This window comes from Bradyrhizobium ganzhouense (assembly GCF_049949285.1).
GTDB lineage: Bacteria > Pseudomonadota > Alphaproteobacteria > Rhizobiales > Xanthobacteraceae > Bradyrhizobium > Bradyrhizobium ganzhouense.
In genome coordinates, this window is the sequence record NZ_CP181318.1 from 1,354,070 (window position 1) to 1,370,556 (window position 16,487).

Annotated in this window: 14 protein-coding genes; 8 read left to right on the forward strand and 6 right to left on the reverse strand. The window is 64.3% G+C overall.

The features are described 5' to 3' along the window. Window position 1 precedes the first annotated feature (1 nt). The gene (locus ACLFLU_RS06340) at window positions 2-1,165 is read left to right on the forward strand and encodes an acyltransferase family protein (protein WP_426411459.1); all 1,164 of its coding nucleotides are present in this window, start codon (window positions 2-4) and stop codon (window positions 1,163-1,165) included. A 46-nt stretch (window positions 1,166-1,211) separates the two neighbouring features. Here the strand turns inward: ACLFLU_RS06340 and ACLFLU_RS06345 are convergent, their stop codons facing one another. After that, the gene (locus ACLFLU_RS06345) at window positions 1,212-1,697 is read right to left on the reverse strand and encodes a putative quinol monooxygenase (RefSeq protein ID WP_426411460.1); all 486 of its coding nucleotides are present in this window, start codon (window positions 1,695-1,697) and stop codon (window positions 1,212-1,214) included. A 221-nt stretch (window positions 1,698-1,918) separates the two neighbouring features. On the opposite strand from ACLFLU_RS06345, the gene ACLFLU_RS06350 reads away from it, so the two are divergent. The 4 genes from ACLFLU_RS06350 (at window position 1,919) to ACLFLU_RS06365 (ending at window position 6,357) form a co-directional block, all read left to right on the forward strand. After that, the gene (locus ACLFLU_RS06350; protein ID WP_426411461.1) at window positions 1,919-3,154 is read left to right on the forward strand and encodes an FAD-binding protein; all 1,236 of its coding nucleotides are present in this window, start codon (window positions 1,919-1,921) and stop codon (window positions 3,152-3,154) included. Beyond that, the gene (gene glcF, locus ACLFLU_RS06355; protein ID WP_426411462.1) at window positions 3,155-4,477 is read left to right on the forward strand and encodes a glycolate oxidase subunit GlcF; all 1,323 of its coding nucleotides are present in this window, start codon (window positions 3,155-3,157) and stop codon (window positions 4,475-4,477) included. A gap of 68 nt (window positions 4,478-4,545) precedes the next feature. After that, window positions 4,546-4,914 (forward strand): histone, encoded by a 369-nt coding sequence (locus ACLFLU_RS06360; RefSeq protein WP_426411463.1) that lies wholly within the window; start codon window positions 4,546-4,548, stop codon window positions 4,912-4,914. Window positions 4,915-5,352: 438 nt separating this feature from the next. Then, window positions 5,353-6,357 carry a TorF family putative porin gene (locus tag ACLFLU_RS06365; protein WP_426411464.1) on the forward strand — a complete coding sequence of 335 codons (1,005 nt, stop codon included), beginning with the start codon at window positions 5,353-5,355 and terminating at the stop codon, window positions 6,355-6,357. Between the two features lie 282 nt (window positions 6,358-6,639). Here the strand turns inward: ACLFLU_RS06365 and ACLFLU_RS06370 are convergent, their stop codons facing one another. Then, window positions 6,640-8,403, reverse strand: coding sequence for an ABC transporter ATP-binding protein/permease (locus ACLFLU_RS06370; protein WP_426411465.1), 1,764 nt, complete (start codon window positions 8,401-8,403; stop codon window positions 6,640-6,642). 315 nt (window positions 8,404-8,718) lie between these two features. Between ACLFLU_RS06370 and ACLFLU_RS06375 the strand changes: the two genes are divergently transcribed. After that, on the forward strand, window positions 8,719-10,383 hold the full coding sequence (locus tag ACLFLU_RS06375) for an L-lactate permease (protein ID WP_426411466.1): 1,665 nt from the start codon (window positions 8,719-8,721) through the stop codon (window positions 10,381-10,383). 136 nt (window positions 10,384-10,519) lie between these two features. Then, window positions 10,520-10,918, forward strand: a complete 399-nt coding sequence (locus ACLFLU_RS06380; protein WP_426411467.1) for an META domain-containing protein — start codon at window positions 10,520-10,522, stop codon at window positions 10,916-10,918. 185 nt (window positions 10,919-11,103) lie between these two features. Here ACLFLU_RS06380 and ACLFLU_RS06385 read toward each other — a convergent pair whose 3' ends face one another. The 3 genes from ACLFLU_RS06385 to ACLFLU_RS06395 all read right to left on the reverse strand — a co-directional run bounded on the left by ACLFLU_RS06385 (window position 11,104) and on the right by ACLFLU_RS06395 (window position 14,495). Then, on the reverse strand, window positions 11,104-12,315 hold the full coding sequence (locus ACLFLU_RS06385; protein ID WP_426411468.1) for a hypothetical protein: 1,212 nt from the start codon (window positions 12,313-12,315) through the stop codon (window positions 11,104-11,106). 136 nt (window positions 12,316-12,451) lie between these two features. Further along, on the reverse strand, window positions 12,452-14,080 hold the full coding sequence (gene groL / locus ACLFLU_RS06390; RefSeq protein ID WP_426411469.1) for a chaperonin GroEL: 1,629 nt from the start codon (window positions 14,078-14,080) through the stop codon (window positions 12,452-12,454). A gap of 118 nt (window positions 14,081-14,198) precedes the next feature. Then, a complete protein-coding gene (locus tag ACLFLU_RS06395; RefSeq protein WP_254134456.1) occupies window positions 14,199-14,495 on the reverse strand; it encodes a co-chaperone GroES in 297 nt (98 codons plus the stop codon). 319 nt (window positions 14,496-14,814) lie between these two features. On the opposite strand from ACLFLU_RS06395, the gene ACLFLU_RS06400 reads away from it, so the two are divergent. Next, window positions 14,815-15,336, forward strand: a complete 522-nt coding sequence (locus tag ACLFLU_RS06400) for a hypothetical protein (protein ID WP_426411470.1) — start codon at window positions 14,815-14,817, stop codon at window positions 15,334-15,336. Between the two features lie 81 nt (window positions 15,337-15,417). Here ACLFLU_RS06400 and ACLFLU_RS06405 read toward each other — a convergent pair whose 3' ends face one another. After that, window positions 15,418-16,197 (reverse strand): protein phosphatase CheZ, encoded by a 780-nt coding sequence (locus ACLFLU_RS06405; RefSeq protein ID WP_426411471.1) that lies wholly within the window; start codon window positions 16,195-16,197, stop codon window positions 15,418-15,420. Window positions 16,198-16,487 lie beyond the last annotated feature (290 nt).

Below are 16,487 nucleotides of genomic sequence, written 5' to 3' on the forward strand. Positions count from 1 at the left end.
CATGGTGGACGTTCTGATCAGTGCCACGGAAGCAGCGCCGACCAGGCCGCAGACGAAGTCGCGCCTGCTGTTCATCGACAACATCCGCTGGTCGATGATCATTCTCGTGCTGAGCATGCACGCGGCCGACACCTACTCTCCGTTCGGCAATTGGTACTATGTCGACCGGCAGGAGACCGGCTTTGGCACCGCTCTGTTCTTCGGCATCTATCAGAGTTTTCTCCAGGCCTTCTTCATGGCGGCGCTGTTCTTCATCGCCGGTTATTTCGCCGCCGGTGCCTTCGATCGGAAAGGATTTTCGAGATTTGCGCGTGATCGGCTGATCAGGCTCGGCCTGCCGACCTTGCTCTACATGTTGGTGATCGGCCCGCTGACGCAGTATTTTCTGTCCCGGACCTGGGGCAAAGGCGGCTTCAGCCACCAATGGCTGACCCATCTGAGAGACGGCGAATGGCTCTCCGAGACGGGGCCGATGTGGTTCTGCGCGGTGCTGTTGCTGATTTCGCTGCTGTATGGCCTGATCCGCCGCACCGGATGGCGCGAACCGCAGCTCGCGCTGCGCGGCTGGGGAATCGTCCTGTTCATTGCGGCTATGGCGGCGAGCACGTTTGCCGTCCGCATTGCAATCCACGCCGATGCTTCCGTGCTCAACGTTCACCCCGGCGACATCCCGCAATATATCCTCATGTTCGCAGCCGGCGGCCTCGGATATCGCGGCAATTGGATGCTTGGGGTTTCCGAACGCTCCTGCATCCGGTGGGGACTGTTCGCGCTCTCGCTCTCCGCGCCGCTGTTCGCGGCGCTCGTGCTGTTCGGCGGTGGCCTGCACGGCGACACGGCGCTCTATGCAGGCGGCTTCAACTTCGTCAGTGCCGGAAAGTGCCTGTGGGAGGCGCTGGTCTGCGCCGGCATGGGCCTCGTGATACTGGCCGTCTACCGCCGCCATTTCGACGCGCAGGGCCCGGTCGCGAAATGGCTCTCGGACAACGCCTTCGGCGTCTATCTGATCCACCCGCCGATCCTGATCGGCTTCGCGTTGCTCCTGCACGCGCTGCCGCTGTTCGCACTCACGAAGGCGCTGCTGCTGACCATGCTCGCCGCGATCGGCAGTTTGGCCGTCTCGGCGTTGATCCTGCGCAAATCGCCGCTGCGCGCGATCATCTGACGGTGCACGCCGCGATCCGTTTGAACCGCGGCGTGCAAGCAGGCTCCTACAGCAGCCCGTACTGCGCCCGCTCGCGCTTCGCCAGTAGCGGCAATGCTTGGCCTGCGATGTAGGTCTTGAAGTGCGCGCTCTCCTGATGTGCCTTGAAGGCCGCCTCGTCGCGGAACAGTTCGTAGAACAGGAACTGCGCCGGATTGTCCGTAGCCCGCGAGATTAGGAACAGCTTGACGCCGTCCTCGCGCTGCGCCTCCGGCAGGAAGCGGTCGAGGATTGCGGCGACCTTGTCGGCCTCGCCGGGCTTCGCCTCCCATTGCGCGACGACGAGCAGCCCGCCGCCGTCAACGGCGTCACTCAGCGATTTCTGCGTGGCATAGTGGTTCATGGTTCTTCCTCCTTGCTGCTGGGCCTGAGATGACGCCGCCGCCCACGGCGAGAGATAGATCGCCAGCACGGCGCCAAAGGCCCGGATAACCGTCCTGCGGCTGAACGCTTCCTGGCCGTGCGGCACCGGCCACTTCTGTGTCGATCGCATGTCTGTCTCCATGGCTTGGTTTCGATCGCGATCGACGCAGACTTGTAGCGACGGCTTGCCGGCGTTGGTTCGCCGGTGATCGAAGTGTCGATGTCGTGAACGCTTCGATCGTGATCGAAGCGTCATTGTCGCCCGTGGCGGGTCCCGAACGCGTTGGCGAGGGACGCGGGGCGTCACGTCACATTTGATTTCGGCGGCGAATTTCGCTACCGCCTTTTCCCGTGGATACGCTCAAGGTCAGAGACGCCAAAGACGTCGAAGAGGTGGTGCGCGCGGCGATTGCCAATGAGCAGCCGCTCGAGATCATCGGCCATGGCAGCAAGCGCAGCATCGGGCACGCGATGGCGACCAATGCCGTGCTCGACGTCTCCGCGCTGAATGCGGTCACCTCCTACGAACCCAACGAGCTCATCGTCACGCTTCAGGCCGGCGCGCCGCTGGCCGACGTGCTGTCGCTGATCGATGCCAAGAACCAGCAATTCGCCTTCGAGCCGATGAACACCGCCCCGCTGCTTGGCACGCCCGTATCAGGCACCATCGGCGGCATGATCGCCGCGGGCCTCGCCGGCCCGCGCCGGATCAAGGCGGGCGGGGCGCGCGACCATCTCCTGGGGGCGCATGCCGTCTCCGGCTTCGGCGACAGCTTCAAGACCGGCGGCAAGGTGGTGAAGAACGTCACCGGCTACGATCTCTGCAAGCTCCTTTCCGGGTCCTGGGGCACGCTGTCGGTGATGACCGAAGTGACGCTGAAGGTGATGCCGAAGCCCGAAGCCGAGCGGACACTGCTGCTGCGCGGGCTGGACGATGCCGCCGCCAACCAGGCGATGACCGCGGCGCTCGGCTCGCCCTTCGACGTCTCCGCCGCCGCGCATCTGCCGAAATCGGCCGTCCGCGCCAGGACAGATGGGCTTGGCGATATCGCCGGCCAGGGCGAGGCGCTGACGGTGCTGCGGCTCGAGGGCATTACGGCCTCCGCCGCCCATCGCGCCGGCTCGCTCCGCGAATTGCTGGCGCCGTTCGGAACCGCAACCCTGATCGAGGATGCAGCGTCATCCACGCTATGGGCCACTATCCGCGACGTGCTGCCGTTCGCCGCCACCGGCGCGCTTGGCGCCTGGCCGGTGTGGCGGATCGTCTGTCCGCCGGCGTCGGGCGCGGCGCTCGGCACGCAATTGGCGCGCGAGACCGGGGGCGACGTCATCTACGACTGGGGCGGCGGGCTGATCTGGGCGGCGCTGCCGCCGAAGGCCGACGCACATGCCCCGGCCGTGCGCCAGCGGACCAATGCGCTCGGCGGGCATGCCACGCTGATCCGGGCCGCCGAGGACGTCAGGCGCAGCGTCGACGTGTTCCATCCGCAAGCGCCGGGTGTCGCCGCCCTGAGCGAACGGGTCCGCGCCAGTTTCGATCCGAAGTCCATTCTGAACCGGGGACGTCTGACGCGGGGCGCTTGCTGAATGAAGACCGAATTCTCACTCGCACAGCTCGCCGACCCCGACATCGCGGAAGCCGACAAGATCCTGCGCGCTTGTGTTCATTGCGGCTTCTGCACGGCGACCTGCCCGACCTATGTCCTGCTCGGCGACGAGCTCGATAGCCCGCGCGGCCGCATCTATCTGATCAAGGAGATGCTGGAAAAGGACCGGGCGCCGACGGCCGAGGTGGTCAAGCATGTCGACCGCTGCCTGTCGTGCCTGTCCTGCATGACGACCTGCCCCTCCGGGGTGAACTACATGCACCTCGTCGATCAGGCCCGTGTCAGGATCGAGCAGCGTTATCAGCGACCGCTTGCCGAGCGGCTGTTGCGGCAGGTGCTGGCCTTCGTCCTGCCCGACCCCAAGCGGTTTCGCATCAGCATGCGGCTGGCTCAGCTGGCCCGGCCCCTTGCTGTCTTCCTGCCGACCCCGCGGCCCTCCGCCACGCCCGGCCTGATCCAGCGCCTCAAGGCGATGCTGGCGCTGGCCCCGGGCCGGTTGCCGGCCCGGGGCGCGCTTCCGGGCAGCGTGTTCACAGCGCTTGGCAAGAAGCGCGGCCGGGTCGCGCTGCTCCAGGGCTGCGCCCAGCAGGTGCTGGCGCCGCGCATCAACCAGGCCGCCATCAGCCTTCTGACCCGCCACGGCATCGAGGTCGTCCTGGTCAGGGACGAGCAATGCTGCGGCGCGCTCACCCATCACCTCGGTCACGACGATGACGCGCTGGGCCGGGCCCGCGCCAACGTCACGGCGTGGCAGAAGGAGGCCGCCGGCGAGGGGCTCGATGCCATCCTGGTGACGGCGTCCGGCTGCGGCACGGTGATCAAGGACTACGGCTATCTGCTGCGCGAGGACGGCGCGTTCGCAGCCGATGCGGCGAAGGTGTCCGCGCTTGCGAAGGACATCACCGAATACGTCGCCGGCCTCGGACTCGAACCCGCTGCGCGACAAGACAACATCGTCGTCGCCTATCACTCTGCGTGTTCGCTGCAGCATGGGCAGAAAATCACGGGCCTTCCGAAAGAATTGCTTTCCAAGAATGGATTCGTGGTGAAAGATGTGCCTGAGAGCCATTTGTGTTGCGGTTCGGCGGGGACCTACAACATTCTCCAGCCCGAGCTTGCGGGCAGGTTGCGCGATCGCAAGGTCGCCAACATCGCAAGCGTCAAGCCGGACATGATTGCCGCGGGCAATATCGGCTGCATGGTGCAGATTGCCAGTGGCACGTCAGTTCCGGTCGTACACACGATTGAGCTTCTCGATTGGGCTACGGGCGGGTCGCGGCCGGCATTGAATTCGTCGAGCTGAGCTTTCGTCCCAGGTGACGGCTGAAGGCGCCCGATCGACCATTGTTCGGCGGCAACAGGAGGACCACGATGGCGAAAGCGAGCAAAAAGAAAAGCAAGAAGGCCAAGAAGGCCAAGAAGGTTGTAGCGGCGAAGAAGGCGACGAAGAAGAAGGCGGCCAAGAAGGCTGCGAAGAAATCGGCCAAGAAGGCTGCGCCGAAGAAGGCTGCCAAGAAGACGGCAAAGAAGGCTGCGGCCAAGAAGGCCGTGAAGAAAGCATCGCCGAAGAAGGCGGCCAAGGCAGCCACCAAGACAGTAGCACCGAAGAAGGCGAAGGCAGCTCCCGCGCCGAAGCCGGCAGCTCCGGTGGCAGCACCGGCACCCGAGCCTGCCGCCGAGACGAGCTGGGCGATGCCTTCGTCTTCTGCGGAACCCACGCCGGCCGAAGGGCAGGGTTAGGTCTAAGGGGGTGGCCCAAGGTTAGAGCCAAGCTCAGCCCAAAGGCCGGTCCATCTCTGCGACCATGATCGAGAACAGGAAGGCCGCAGCGGTGACGCTGCGGCCTTTTTGCATCGCCGCTCCGGTTGCCGGGGGGCTGCCCTTTTTTGAGTCAGCTGATTCGTAGCGCGCGCGTCACGGTGCCGCCGGGCTCCGTAGTATCCCGGACGGCTCTGTGCACTTTGCAGTGAAAATAATGTGATCGAGAAGCAACACCGGCTGACAACCTTTCGTGGAATCGCCAGAACGCCCAAAAAGTCGGCAAATGCTCTTGTTTTTTGCTTCTCGCTTTACGCCCCTCCCTTCAAATTGCCGCTGTAACGCAATTTTGCAGATAGGTCGCACACCCCGGGGGGCTTCCGGGAATCCGACTGGGTGGAACTGGTGATGGGGATCGAAATGAAGAAAGTGACTTTGTTGGCAACGGCGCTGGCAATGGTGACGGGTTCGGCGTTCGCGGCGGACATGCCCTTGAAGGCTGTGAAGGCTCCTCCGGCGCCCGCGTTCGATCCCTGGGATGTCGCCTTCGGCGGCGCGATCATGAGCGACTACATCTTCCGCGGCGTGACCCAGTCGAACCACAAGCCGTCGGTCGCCGCCTATTTCGAGCCCCGCTACAACGTCAACAAGGACTTCCAGCTGTACGCCGGCGTGTCGGCTGAGAGCATCTCCTTCGCCAACCGGGCTGCGGCGGAAGTCGACGTCTACGGCGGTATCCGCCCGACCTTCGGCGCCTTCGCGTTCGACATCGGCGTCTGGGGCTACCTGTATCCGGGCGGAAGCTGCGCCGACAACACGCTCACGGGCGGCATTCCCGGCGGCGGCGTCTGCCCCGTCAGCACCACGACCATTTTCCTTGCCGACGGCAACGTCATGAAGAAGGACGTCAGCTTCTTCGAAGTCTACGGCAAGCTGAATTACACCATCAACGACAACTGGGCCGTCGGCGTGAACGAGTACTACTCGCCGAACTTCCTGAATTCGGGCGCTTGGGGCAACTACGCTTCGTTGACCGCGAAGTGGACCGCGCCGAGCACCACCTTCGGTGCTTCGGGCGTCGGCATGTATGTGTCGGGTGAGTTCGGCCGTCAGTGGTTCGGCACCTCGGATGCCTTCTACGGCACCGGTCCGGGCACCGTCTTCGCCAACGGCATCCCTTACAAGGACTACAACACCTGGAATGTCGGCGTCGGCTTCACCTACAAGGTGTTCACGCTGGACCTGCGTTACTCCGGCACCGACCTGAACAAGGGTGATTGCAACGCCTTCACCAGCGCCTTCAACGCCACTGGCACCACCAACGTCACCCCGATCAATCCGGGCGGCGCTGGCTCCAACTGGTGCGGCTCGGCGGGTATCGCCAAGCTGTCGTTCGACCTGACGGCGATGAGCAACCTGAAGTAAGATTTGTCCCGAGACGACTAACAAGGGCGGCAGAGCAATCTGCCGCCCTTTTGTTTTGGGTGCCAAATTAGCTGTTGAACTGATGGCTGCTCCACAAGGTCGTCATGGCCGGGCATAGCCGTCTGAAGGACGGCGTCGCTTCCGCTCGCCTATGTCCCGGCCATCCACGTCTTGGCCGCGCGGAGCGAAGAAAGTGGATGCCCGGGCCTTCGCCTCGCCGAAGAGGCTTCGGCCTCGCAGGCGGGACAAGCCCGGGCGGCACCGAAGGTTCACAGCTCCTCTTCAGCGCGCCGTGCTCGGCTCCGGCTCGGCCGGCGCCCCGTCATTGCCCAGCACGTGGATCGCGCCGTCCTTCACCATCGACACCTTGCGGGTGTGGAAGGCGTCGAGCGTCGCGCGGTGGCCGATCGAGACGATGGTGGCCTGCGGCAACTTCTCCGCCAGCAGCCGGTACAGCCGCGCCTCGGACGGTTCGTCGAGCGAGGCGGTGGCCTCGTCGAGGAACAGATAGTCAGGCGCGTGCAGCAGCGCGCGGGCAAGCCCGAGGCGCTGCTGCTCGCCGAGCGACAGCATCCGGTTCCAGTGGCCGACCTCGCCGAGCCGATCGGCGAGGTCGGGCAGGCCGACTGATATCACCGCGTCGCGGATTTCGGCTGCCTGGAATGCGCCGGGCGCTGCGGGATAGATCACGGCGTCACCCAGCGCGCCGACCGGGAAATAGGGGCGTTGCGGCAGCATCATCAGCTTCGCCTGGGCGGGGATGACGATGCTGCCGGTGCCGAACGGCCAGATGCCGGCGATGGCGCGGAACAGGGTCGACTTGCCGGAGCCCGACGGCCCGGTCACGAGCACGCGCTCCGGCGCCTGGATGGCGAAGCCGTCGGCTGCGACCAGCGGCGTGCCGTTGGGGAGATACACGCAGAGCTTCTCGAGGCCGATATTGCGGCTGCCGCCGGCCGCCCTGAGCTCGATCGTGGCCTCATGCGCCGGCAGGTTTGCCGCGCTATCGACCGACATCTCGAAGCCGTCGAGACGCGCGACGATCGAACGCCACTCCGCGATCGTTCGATAGGCCGTAACGAAGAAGGACAGCGCATCCTGCACCTGGCCGAAGGCCGAGCCGGTCTGCATCATGTCGCCGAGCTGGATGCTCTTGGCGAAGTAGGCGGGCGCGACCACCACATAGGGAAAGATCGTCGCAGCCTGACCATAGCTCGCCGTGAAGGCGGTGAGGCGCTTGGTCCGGCTCATGATCGCATACCAGTTGGCAATGACGGAGCCGAAGCGCTGAAGGAGATGACCTCGCTCCGCGCTCTCTCCTTTCAAGAGCGCAATCTGCTCGGAATTTTCGCGCACGCGGATCAGGTTGAAACGGAAGTCGGCCTCGTAGCGCTGCTTCTCGAAATAAAGATTGATGAGCGGCGCGCCGATCCAGTGCGTCAGTGCCGTACCCAGGAGCGCGTAGGCCAGCGCGCACCAGACCAGGAAACCCGGGATGACGATATCGGTGCCGTAGATGTGCAGGGGCGCCCTGTTCGACAGACCCCAGAGGATGACGATGAACGACGCCAGCGTCACGACGGACGACAGCAGGCCGAGACCTAGGGCGAGCGTTTGCTCGACGAAGTTCGTGACGTCCTCGGTGACACGCTGGTCCGGGTTATCGGCGGCGTCGCCCTTCAGCTGCATGCGGTAATGCGTGGCGCCGTCGAGCCATTCGCCGAGATAGTGTTGCGTCATCCATCGCCGCCAGCGGATCTGCAGCCACTGGTTCAGGTAAAGCTTGTAAACGGCCAGCGCGACGTAGGTGAAGGCAAGGCCGAGGAAGATCCAGACCTGCATGACGAACTCGTTCAGATCGTAGGCCTGAAGAGCGCTGTAGAACCGGTTCTGCCACTGATTGAGCAGCACATTGATCGCGACGAGCGCCAGCTCCATTGCGACGACGACGCCGAGCAGGCCGCGGCCCGCCCATTTGTCCTCTGATCGGAAATAGGGACCGGCGATTCGCCAGACGGTCGCGAGCGTGGCGCTGATGTTCTTCACAGAGGGGGATCTCCTGACGGATATGCACAGCGGCCCTGGGGCCAAGCGGCTGAGGCCATGGCAGAAATGGGGTGCGCTTAGACTAAAGTCGCAAGTTCTGCAATTTGCGTTGGCTAGCCGCGGCTTGCAACCCTAGCATGGGCACAACGGCGTGGGGTGGGGGCCTCCGAATTTTCGCGAGCTTGTGAGCAGGCGGGAACCCGCGGCTTTCGCGAGGAATTCGCATCCAACTCGGGGGTTATCGCTTCCAACGTCAAGCAGGTCCGCCGCCCACGCTGGTCGGCCTGCCACATAAACGCGTGGGGGAGGAAGACCATGTGGAATCAAATCTATGATCCGCTGCACAGCCCCGTGCTGTCGACGATCGCGGCGGCGATACCTGTCGTCACGCTTCTGGTCCTGATCGCGAGCGGGCGCGTTCAGGCTCACATCGCAGCAATCGTCGCCGTGATCGTGACCAACCTGATCACGATTTTCGTTTTCACCATGCCGGTGAACATGTCGATCCGCGCCTCCATCCTCGGCATCGTGACCGGCTTCTTCCCGATCGGCTGGATCGTTCTCAACGTCATCTTCCTCTACCAGGTGACGGTGACGACCGGGCGGTTCGAACTGTTGAAGCGCGCAGTCGGCGGCGTCACCGAGGACCGGCGGCTGCAATTGCTGCTGATCGCGTTTTCGTTCGGCGCTTTCTTCGAGGGCGCCTCGGGCTTCGGCACGCCGGTGGCGATCACCGGCGCCGTGCTGATCGGCCTCGGCTTCTCGCCGCTTGCGGCCTCCGGCCTGTCGCTGATCGCCAACACTGCGCCTGTCGCCTTCGGCGCACTGGGCACGCCGATCCAGGGCCTCGCCTCCGTCACCGGGCTCGATCCCTACATCCTGGGCGCGATGGTTGGACGGCAATTGCCGCTGTTCTCTCTGATCGTGCCGTTCTGGGTGGTGTGGGCGTTCGCGGGCTGGAAGGGCATGAAGGACATCTGGCCGGCGATCCTCGTTACCGGCGTATCGTTCGCGGTCCCGCAATTCGTGATCTCGAACTACGTCAATCCCTGGATCGTCGACATCGGTGCGTCGCTGATCTCGATGGGCGCGCTGATCCTGTTCCTGAAGGTTTGGCAGCCGAAGCAACTCTGGCTGTCGCCGGCGCTGCGTGGACATGATGAATCGGCGGCGACGATGGCGAAGGCAAAGCCGCTCGATAAGACGCCGCTGACGCAAAGCGAGCTCTTCAGCGCGTTGTTGCCATGGATCATCGTCTGCGTCGTGATGCTGATCTGGGGCAATGGTGCCTTCAAGACCTGGGCGAACGGGATCTTCACCTGGAACTACGCCGTTCCCGAGCTGCATCAGATGATCAACAAGATGCCGCCGGTCGCGCCGGGGCCGACCAAGGAAGCGGCGGTGTTCGGCTTTACCTATCTGTCCTTCACCGGCACGGGCATGCTGATTGCGGCGATCATCTCCGGCTTCCTGATGGGCGTCGGTCCCGGCAGGCTGCTGGTTGAATATGGCCGCACCATCCGGCTCTGCGCGATCTCGCTGATCACGATCTCGGCGATGCTCGCGATCGGCACGCTGACGCGCCTCTCCGGCGTCGATGCGACGCTCGGTCTCGCCTTTGCCGCAACCGGCGTGTTCTATCCCTTCTTCGGCACGCTGCTCGGCTGGTTGGGCGTGGCGCTGACCGGATCGGATACGTCGTCGAACATCCTGTTCGGCAACCTCCAGAAGATCACCTCCCAGCAGCTCGGCCTGTCGCCGATCCTGATGGCGGCGGCGAACTCGTCCGGCGGCGTGATGGGCAAGATGATCGACGCGCAGTCGATCGTCGTCGCCTCCACCGCGACCAATTGGTACGGCCACGAAGGCACGATCCTGCGCTTCGTGTTCTGGCATTCGATCGTGCTGGCCTGCCTCGTCGGTGTGTTCGTGACGTTGCAAGCCTATGTCTATCCGTTCACGGAGCTCGTCCTGAAGTAGCAGGCGACGCCCGGCTTCGACGCAAAACCCCGCGGGCTCGTCCCGCGGGGATTTTTGTGGCTTGAATCGGCGAACCTTCTCAAAGGCTTTGCCGTCTTATAAAAGACGCCGCAAAGCGGGTCGGTCGAGAGGTCTCATGGAATCGTTGAAGCAGATGGTGTGTGCGGCAGTTGCGTTGCTTGTGATGTCCGCCGTTGCGCGCGCGGAAGAGGGCTTTCCCTTCGGCACCGAGATGACGCTGGAGGCCGTGCCGCAGCCCGGCTCGAAACGAATTCCGAACATCGAGATCGGTGACAATGGCGAGGTCGTGCTCGAGCTCTGGTGCAAGGGCGGCAAGGGACAATTCTCGGTGGCCGGCAACACCGTGATTTTCGTTCCCGGCGCCATTCAGGATCGTTCCTGTCCGCCGGCAAAGGCCCAGGCCGATGACGATCTCGTCGCCGCTCTCGCCGCCGTCGAGACCTGGAAGCGTCAGGGCGACGTGCTCACCCTGACCGGCCCGAAGCCGCTGCGCTTTCGCGCCAACGGGAATTAGCGTCTGGTAAGCACTGCTCTCGTGTCCCGGACAAGGCGCAGCGCGCAAGCGATGCGCCGCAGAGCCGGGACCCAGAATCTATCCACAATTTCGCTTTGAGGCTTCTGGGCCCCGGCTCGCGTCGCCTAAAGCGCGTTCACGCGCGTCTTCGACGCGCTATGGCGCTGCGTCCGGGGCACGAAAGCCTACTTCCACACCGACTTGTCGGCGTCCCAGCGCTGGCCCTTCAGCTCCTTGGCGAGCGCCTCGATCGAGCCGTTGTCGTCGGGCTGGTCGCCTTCCTCGTCGGCCGTCGCCTCGTCCGACACGTTGAGCTTTGCGCCGCTGCTCTCATCGGCGGTCGTGGTCGAGGGGCTGCCGATCCAGACCATCAGTCTGTCGGTCGTCCCCGGCTTGTCGGCGGAGACGAGGCCCGAGACCTCGATCGTGTCGGTGAGATCGAGCGCCGGGAAATCCTGGTTCGGCCGCTTGAAGACGAGCTTGAGCTTGCCGGTGCTGGGGCTGAAGCTCTGTGAGGCCGGCTTGGCCGCGAGCGTCTTGCTCAGCACGCCAGCAATTGCGGTGGCGAGCTTGTCGCGGTTGATCTTGTCGCCGTCGCGCCAGTCGGCGGCGGGGATGCGGATGGTGCGGTCCATCTCGGCGAGCCCGGCGGTCCAGCCGACGGCCGTGACACCCGGCATCGCCTTGAATTTGGCGAGCAGCGCGGCCGAGCGTTCCGGATCGACCGACATGTTGATGGTCTGCTCGCCGGCGCGCAGCGCGTCGCAGCCGACGGAGAGACTTGCCAGCGTCACCTCGACGTCCTGGCCCTTGAGGCTCTTCAGGAACTCGGTCGCGTTATCCAGCTTGACCTTGACCGCGATTGCTTCGGGCGAGACTTCGGTAAAATCCTTCGGCTGGGGCGTGATGCCGTCATCGGTGGTCTGGTTGTCCAGAAATTCCTTCTCGCTGAGATCGGCATTGTCGGGCGAGGTCACCTCGGTCACGGTCTGGCCGATGCCGATCTGGCCGCGGAACTCGAAGGTGTCGCCCGTTGGCTTGCGCGTGAGCTTGACGGTGACCGGCGCCTTCGCGCCGAGGCTCGAGGTCGTTCCGCTCAGCGTCTGGCCCGCGATCTGGAGATTGACGACGAAGCGGTCCTTGCGGTCGGAGTTCTTGGCGACGGGGTAGCAGACGTCGAGCACCGCCGCGGTGACCGTCTTGCCCTGCCGCGTCTCCTTCAGGATCACGTCGGCATTGCCGTCCATCAGGCCGTCGATCGAGGTGAAATAGCGCGTTTCCATGCCGCCTGGCGCCGCGGCCTTCGGCGACAGCTTCATCTGGGCAGAGGCGACCTCGGGCGAAACGGCAAGCAGAGCGGCCAAAAGGGCGGTCGAACAAACCAGAAGCGCGCGCATCGACGAAATCCTCGAACGACTAGAATCGGGCGCCACCGTAGTGGGTTTTGGCCGCCGGTTGAAGCGCAGGCCAGTGTCGGCAAAAAAGAAGGCCGCCCGGAGGCGGCCTTCGCAACACTGTCAGGTGAGGATGGGCTTAGAAGCCGCCCATGCCGCCGCCGCCCGGTGCGGGCGGGGCGTCCTTCTTCGGCGCTTCGGCGACCATGGCCTCGGTGGTCACCAGCAGGCCGGCCACGGAGGAGGCGTCCTGCAGCGCGGTGCGCACCACCTTGGCGGGATCGATGATGCCCTTCTCGATCATGTCGACATAGTCCTCGGTCTGGGCGTCGAAGCCGAAGGTCTCGGACTTGTTCTCGAGGATCTTGCCGACAACGATCGAGCCCTCCACGCCGGCATTCTCCGAGATCTGGCGGATCGGAGCTTCCAGCGCCTTCAGCACGATGTTGATGCCGGCCTGCACGTCGGCATTGGCGTTGGTGAGACGGCCGACCGCCTTCTTGGCGCGCAGCAGCGTCACGCCGCCGCCGGGGACGATGCCTTCCTGCACCGCGGCGCGGGTGGCGTTGAGCGCGTCCTCGACGCGGTCCTTCTTCTCCTTGACCTCGATCTCGGTCGCGCCGCCGACGCGGATCACCGCGACGCCGCCCGCGAGCTTGGCGAGACGCTCCTGGAGCTTCTCACGGTCGTAGTCCGAGGTGGTCTCCTCGATCTGGGCCTTGATCTGGCCGACGCGGGCCTCGATCTCCGGCTTCTTGCCGGCGCCCTTGACGATCGTGGTGTTCTCCTTGTCGATCACGACCTTACCGGCACGACCCAGCATCTTCACCGTGACGTTCTCCAGCTTCATGCCGAGATCTTCCGAGATCAGCTGACCGCCGGTCAGGATCGCGAGGTCTTCCAGCATGGCCTTGCGGCGATCGCCGAAGCCCGGCGCCTTGACGGCGGCGACCTTGAGGCCGCCACGCAGACGGTTGACGACCAGGGTCGCCAGCGCCTCGCCCTCGACGTCCTCGGCGATGATGACGAGCGGCTTGCCCGACTGCACCACGGCTTCCAGCACCGGCAGCATGGCCTGCAGGCCGGAGAGCTTCTTCTCGTGCAGGAGGATGTAGGCGTCCTCGAGCTCGGCGGTCATCTTCTCGGGGTTGGTGACGAAGTATGGCGACAGATAGCCGCGGTCGAACTTCATGCCCTCGACGATATCGACTTCGGTGTCGAGCGACTTGTTTTCCTCGACGGTGATGACACCCTCGTTGCCGACCTTCTGCATCGCCTGGGCGATCATCTTGCCGATGGCGGCGTCGCCGTTGGCCGAGATGGTGCCGACCTGGGCGACCTCGGAGGAGGCAGCAACCGGCTTGGCGCGCTTCTCGATGTCCTTGACCACGGCGGCAACCGCGGTATCGATGCCGCGCTTGAGGTCCATCGGGTTCATGCCGGCGGCAACCGCCTTGGCGCCTTCGCGCACGATGGCCTGGGCCAGCACGGTCGCGGTGGTGGTGCCGTCGCCGGCGAGGTCGTTGGTCTTGGAGGCGACCTCACGCAGCATCTGGGCGCCCATGTTCTCGAACTTGTCCTCGAGCTCGATCTCCTTGGCGACGGTGACGCCGTCCTTGGTGATGCGGGGTGCGCCGAACGACTTCTCGATGACGACGTTGCGGCCCTTCGGGCCGAGCGTCACCTTGACGGCGTTGGCGAGAATGTCGACGCCGCGCAGCATGCGATCGCGCGCGTCTCCGGAAAACTTGACGTCTTTGGCAGCCATGGTCTGCAATCCCTGTTATATCGTGATGTGTCTAGTTTAATGCTGTGCGGCGGGAATGATGGATGCCCGGACCTGATGATCCGGGCATGGCATTCAGCGGCCGTTCAGGCGTCTGGCCTTAGGCCATCACGCCCATGATGTCCGACTCCTTCATGATCAGGAGATCTTCGTTGTCAATCTTGACCTCGGTGCCCGACCACTTGCCGAACAGCACGCGGTCGCCGACCTTGAGGTCGATCGGGATCAGCTTGCCAGCCTCGTCGCGGCCGCCGGGGCCGACGGCGACGACTTCGCCCTGGGACGGCTTTTCCTTGGCGGTGTCGGGGATGATGATGCCGCCCTTGGTCTTTTCCTCGGCATCGATACGTTTGACCACGACACGGTCATGCAGCGGACGAAATTTGGACTTAGCCATGACGTTTCCCTTTGGAGGCTGGGTTTTCTGAAAGCAGCGGAAGTGGGTGAGGGCGGCGCTCCCGTCCACCCTCTGCCCGAGGATCAAACGGTGCGCTTAGCAATCGGTCTTTCCGAGTGCTAATAGTGCGTCCGGAAATATGGCTTGGCTGCGATCCTGTCAAGCAAAGGTGGTTAAGCGATTGGTGAGGCGGATATAGGATGGTGTCTACGGAAACTCGATTCCGGCGCGGGCGTATATTAGGACGTCATTGCTCTGGCGGCGGTTTTACGCTTGGCTGCGGGAGGGTTGCGGCCGTGGTCTTGTTCGGGGGAATGCCATGATCAGTTCAGCTCACGCGCGCACGTTTGCCAATCTGGCGGCCGCCTCTTGCCTTGCGCTGCTGCTCGGCGCCTGCGGCGGCGGCATGAGCCTGCCGTCCTTCTCCTCGTCCCAGCCGGCGGCCGAGACCGAGCCCGGCGTCGCGCCGGAAATGCCGGCCTCGATCCGCGCCGACGAGATCGTCGGCCGCTGGGGCCTCGCCTCGTTCCAGAACCCGGCTGACCGCGCCCGCACCGAGGCGGCCGCACGGGCCCAGTGCAAGAATCCTTACGTGATCGGCGCCGGAACGTCCGGCGGCGTGGTCATGCATCTCGCCGACCAAGCGACGCCGCAGGAACTGCGGCTGAAGGGCTCGCCGGGCGGCAAGAATTATATCGGCCCCTCAGGCCCGACGCCGGGCGAGCAGGACCGCGAGATCGTCTCCTTCGACGGCCGCGTCATGATCACCCGCTTCGTCGACAAGGACGCGGCTACCCGCTACGGCAACATGGTCTACGTCCGCTGCGCGCCAAGGGCGTGATCCGGCTTTCGGCCTAACCGCGAAGACAATAAAAAACGCCGGCTCGTGCCGGCGTTTTGTTTGTCTCTGTGTCGCGCTCGCTTAGTCGAACAGCGCGTCGATGTCGTCCTGCGAGGCGTGGCCGACGTCGCCGGCGAGCTTCGGGCCGTTGAGCAGCTTGTCGTCCTCGCTGCGGGTGTCGACCTGCGCCGGCACGTGGGACTTGATCGCGTCGACGCCACCCCAGATGTCCATCATCGCATTGATGTGCTGCTCGATGAACTTCATCGTGGTCATGACCTTGCTGATGCGCTGGCCGGTCAGGTCCTGGAAGTTGCAGGCCTCGAAGATCGAGATGACGCGCTCCTGGATGTCGTCGGCGAGGCGCTTCTGCTGGTCGACCGAGTCGACCTTGCCGAGCGCGGAGGCCGCCTGGTCGATCGACTCGGCGGCTTCGAGGATCTGCTGGGTCGCCTGTTCGGTACCGCCGACCACCGCGCCGAGCTCGCCATTGACCTTGGCCATCTCGCCGCCGTCGAAGCTCTTGCCGTGCAGGGTCGCGATCTCGCGCTTGGTGCGGTCGATGGCGTCATGGATGAGGTCGAGCTCGACCTTCAGCTTCTCGCACTGCTCGATCTGGGCCCGATAGGTCTCGAGCATCGTGCGTGCGTCGGAAAGCTCCTGGGTCGTGGAGGCGTCGATCGCCGCCAGGGCTGCGCTGCCGGTCAAGGGCGCCGCGCCCTTTGCCATCTGTGCGCGGATCGCGCGCAGCTCCGCCATAATCTCGCTATGCATCGGGCCTGCCTCTTCAGTTACGTCAAGAATCGGCATCTCGCCACCGGCGATGTCCTCGACACGAAAACGTTTGCGGTGAATAGCCATCAGGAACTCCCCCCACCTCACTCACGCGTCTTTGTAGGCAGAAGCAATTTAACACGAGGTTCACGGCTGGAACTGTTGCGCGGCCGCGCGCGACGGCATGCAAACGGGCGATTAACCATGAGGCTTCGCCCTTCATCGAAAATAAACGCTGATCGCCAAATTGCCGCGCCGATCGCGACGTGGTGAATCGAAACGCCCGATACGTTTACCAAACGAAACGGAGTTTGCTCTTTATTGACCACGTCGAGGACGCGAACAGCCAACGCGTTCGGCGGCGAATGCAACTAGAC

Excerpts from the sequence above, each read along its gene's own strand:
- ACLFLU_RS06340 (WP_426411459.1), top strand. The coding sequence starts at position 2 with ATGGTGGACGTTCTGATCAGTGCCACGGAAGCAGCGCCGACCAGGCCG.
- ACLFLU_RS06345 (WP_426411460.1), bottom strand. The coding sequence starts at position 1,697 with ATGCGATCGACACAGAAGTGGCCGGTGCCGCACGGCCAGGAAGCGTTC.
- glcF (WP_426411462.1), top strand. The coding sequence starts at position 3,155 with ATGAAGACCGAATTCTCACTCGCACAGCTCGCCGACCCCGACATCGCG.
- ACLFLU_RS06360 (WP_426411463.1), top strand. The coding sequence starts at position 4,546 with ATGGCGAAAGCGAGCAAAAAGAAAAGCAAGAAGGCCAAGAAGGCCAAG.
- ACLFLU_RS06365 (WP_426411464.1), top strand. The coding sequence starts at position 5,353 with ATGAAGAAAGTGACTTTGTTGGCAACGGCGCTGGCAATGGTGACGGGT.
- ACLFLU_RS06375 (WP_426411466.1), top strand. The coding sequence starts at position 8,719 with ATGTGGAATCAAATCTATGATCCGCTGCACAGCCCCGTGCTGTCGACG.
- ACLFLU_RS06380 (WP_426411467.1), top strand. The coding sequence starts at position 10,520 with ATGGAATCGTTGAAGCAGATGGTGTGTGCGGCAGTTGCGTTGCTTGTG.
- ACLFLU_RS06385 (WP_426411468.1), bottom strand. The coding sequence starts at position 12,315 with ATGCGCGCGCTTCTGGTTTGTTCGACCGCCCTTTTGGCCGCTCTGCTT.
- groL (WP_426411469.1), bottom strand. The coding sequence starts at position 14,080 with ATGGCTGCCAAAGACGTCAAGTTTTCCGGAGACGCGCGCGATCGCATG.
- ACLFLU_RS06395 (WP_254134456.1), bottom strand. The coding sequence starts at position 14,495 with ATGGCTAAGTCCAAATTTCGTCCGCTGCATGACCGTGTCGTGGTCAAA.
- ACLFLU_RS06400 (WP_426411470.1), top strand. The coding sequence starts at position 14,815 with ATGATCAGTTCAGCTCACGCGCGCACGTTTGCCAATCTGGCGGCCGCC.
- ACLFLU_RS06405 (WP_426411471.1), bottom strand. The coding sequence starts at position 16,197 with ATGGCTATTCACCGCAAACGTTTTCGTGTCGAGGACATCGCCGGTGGC.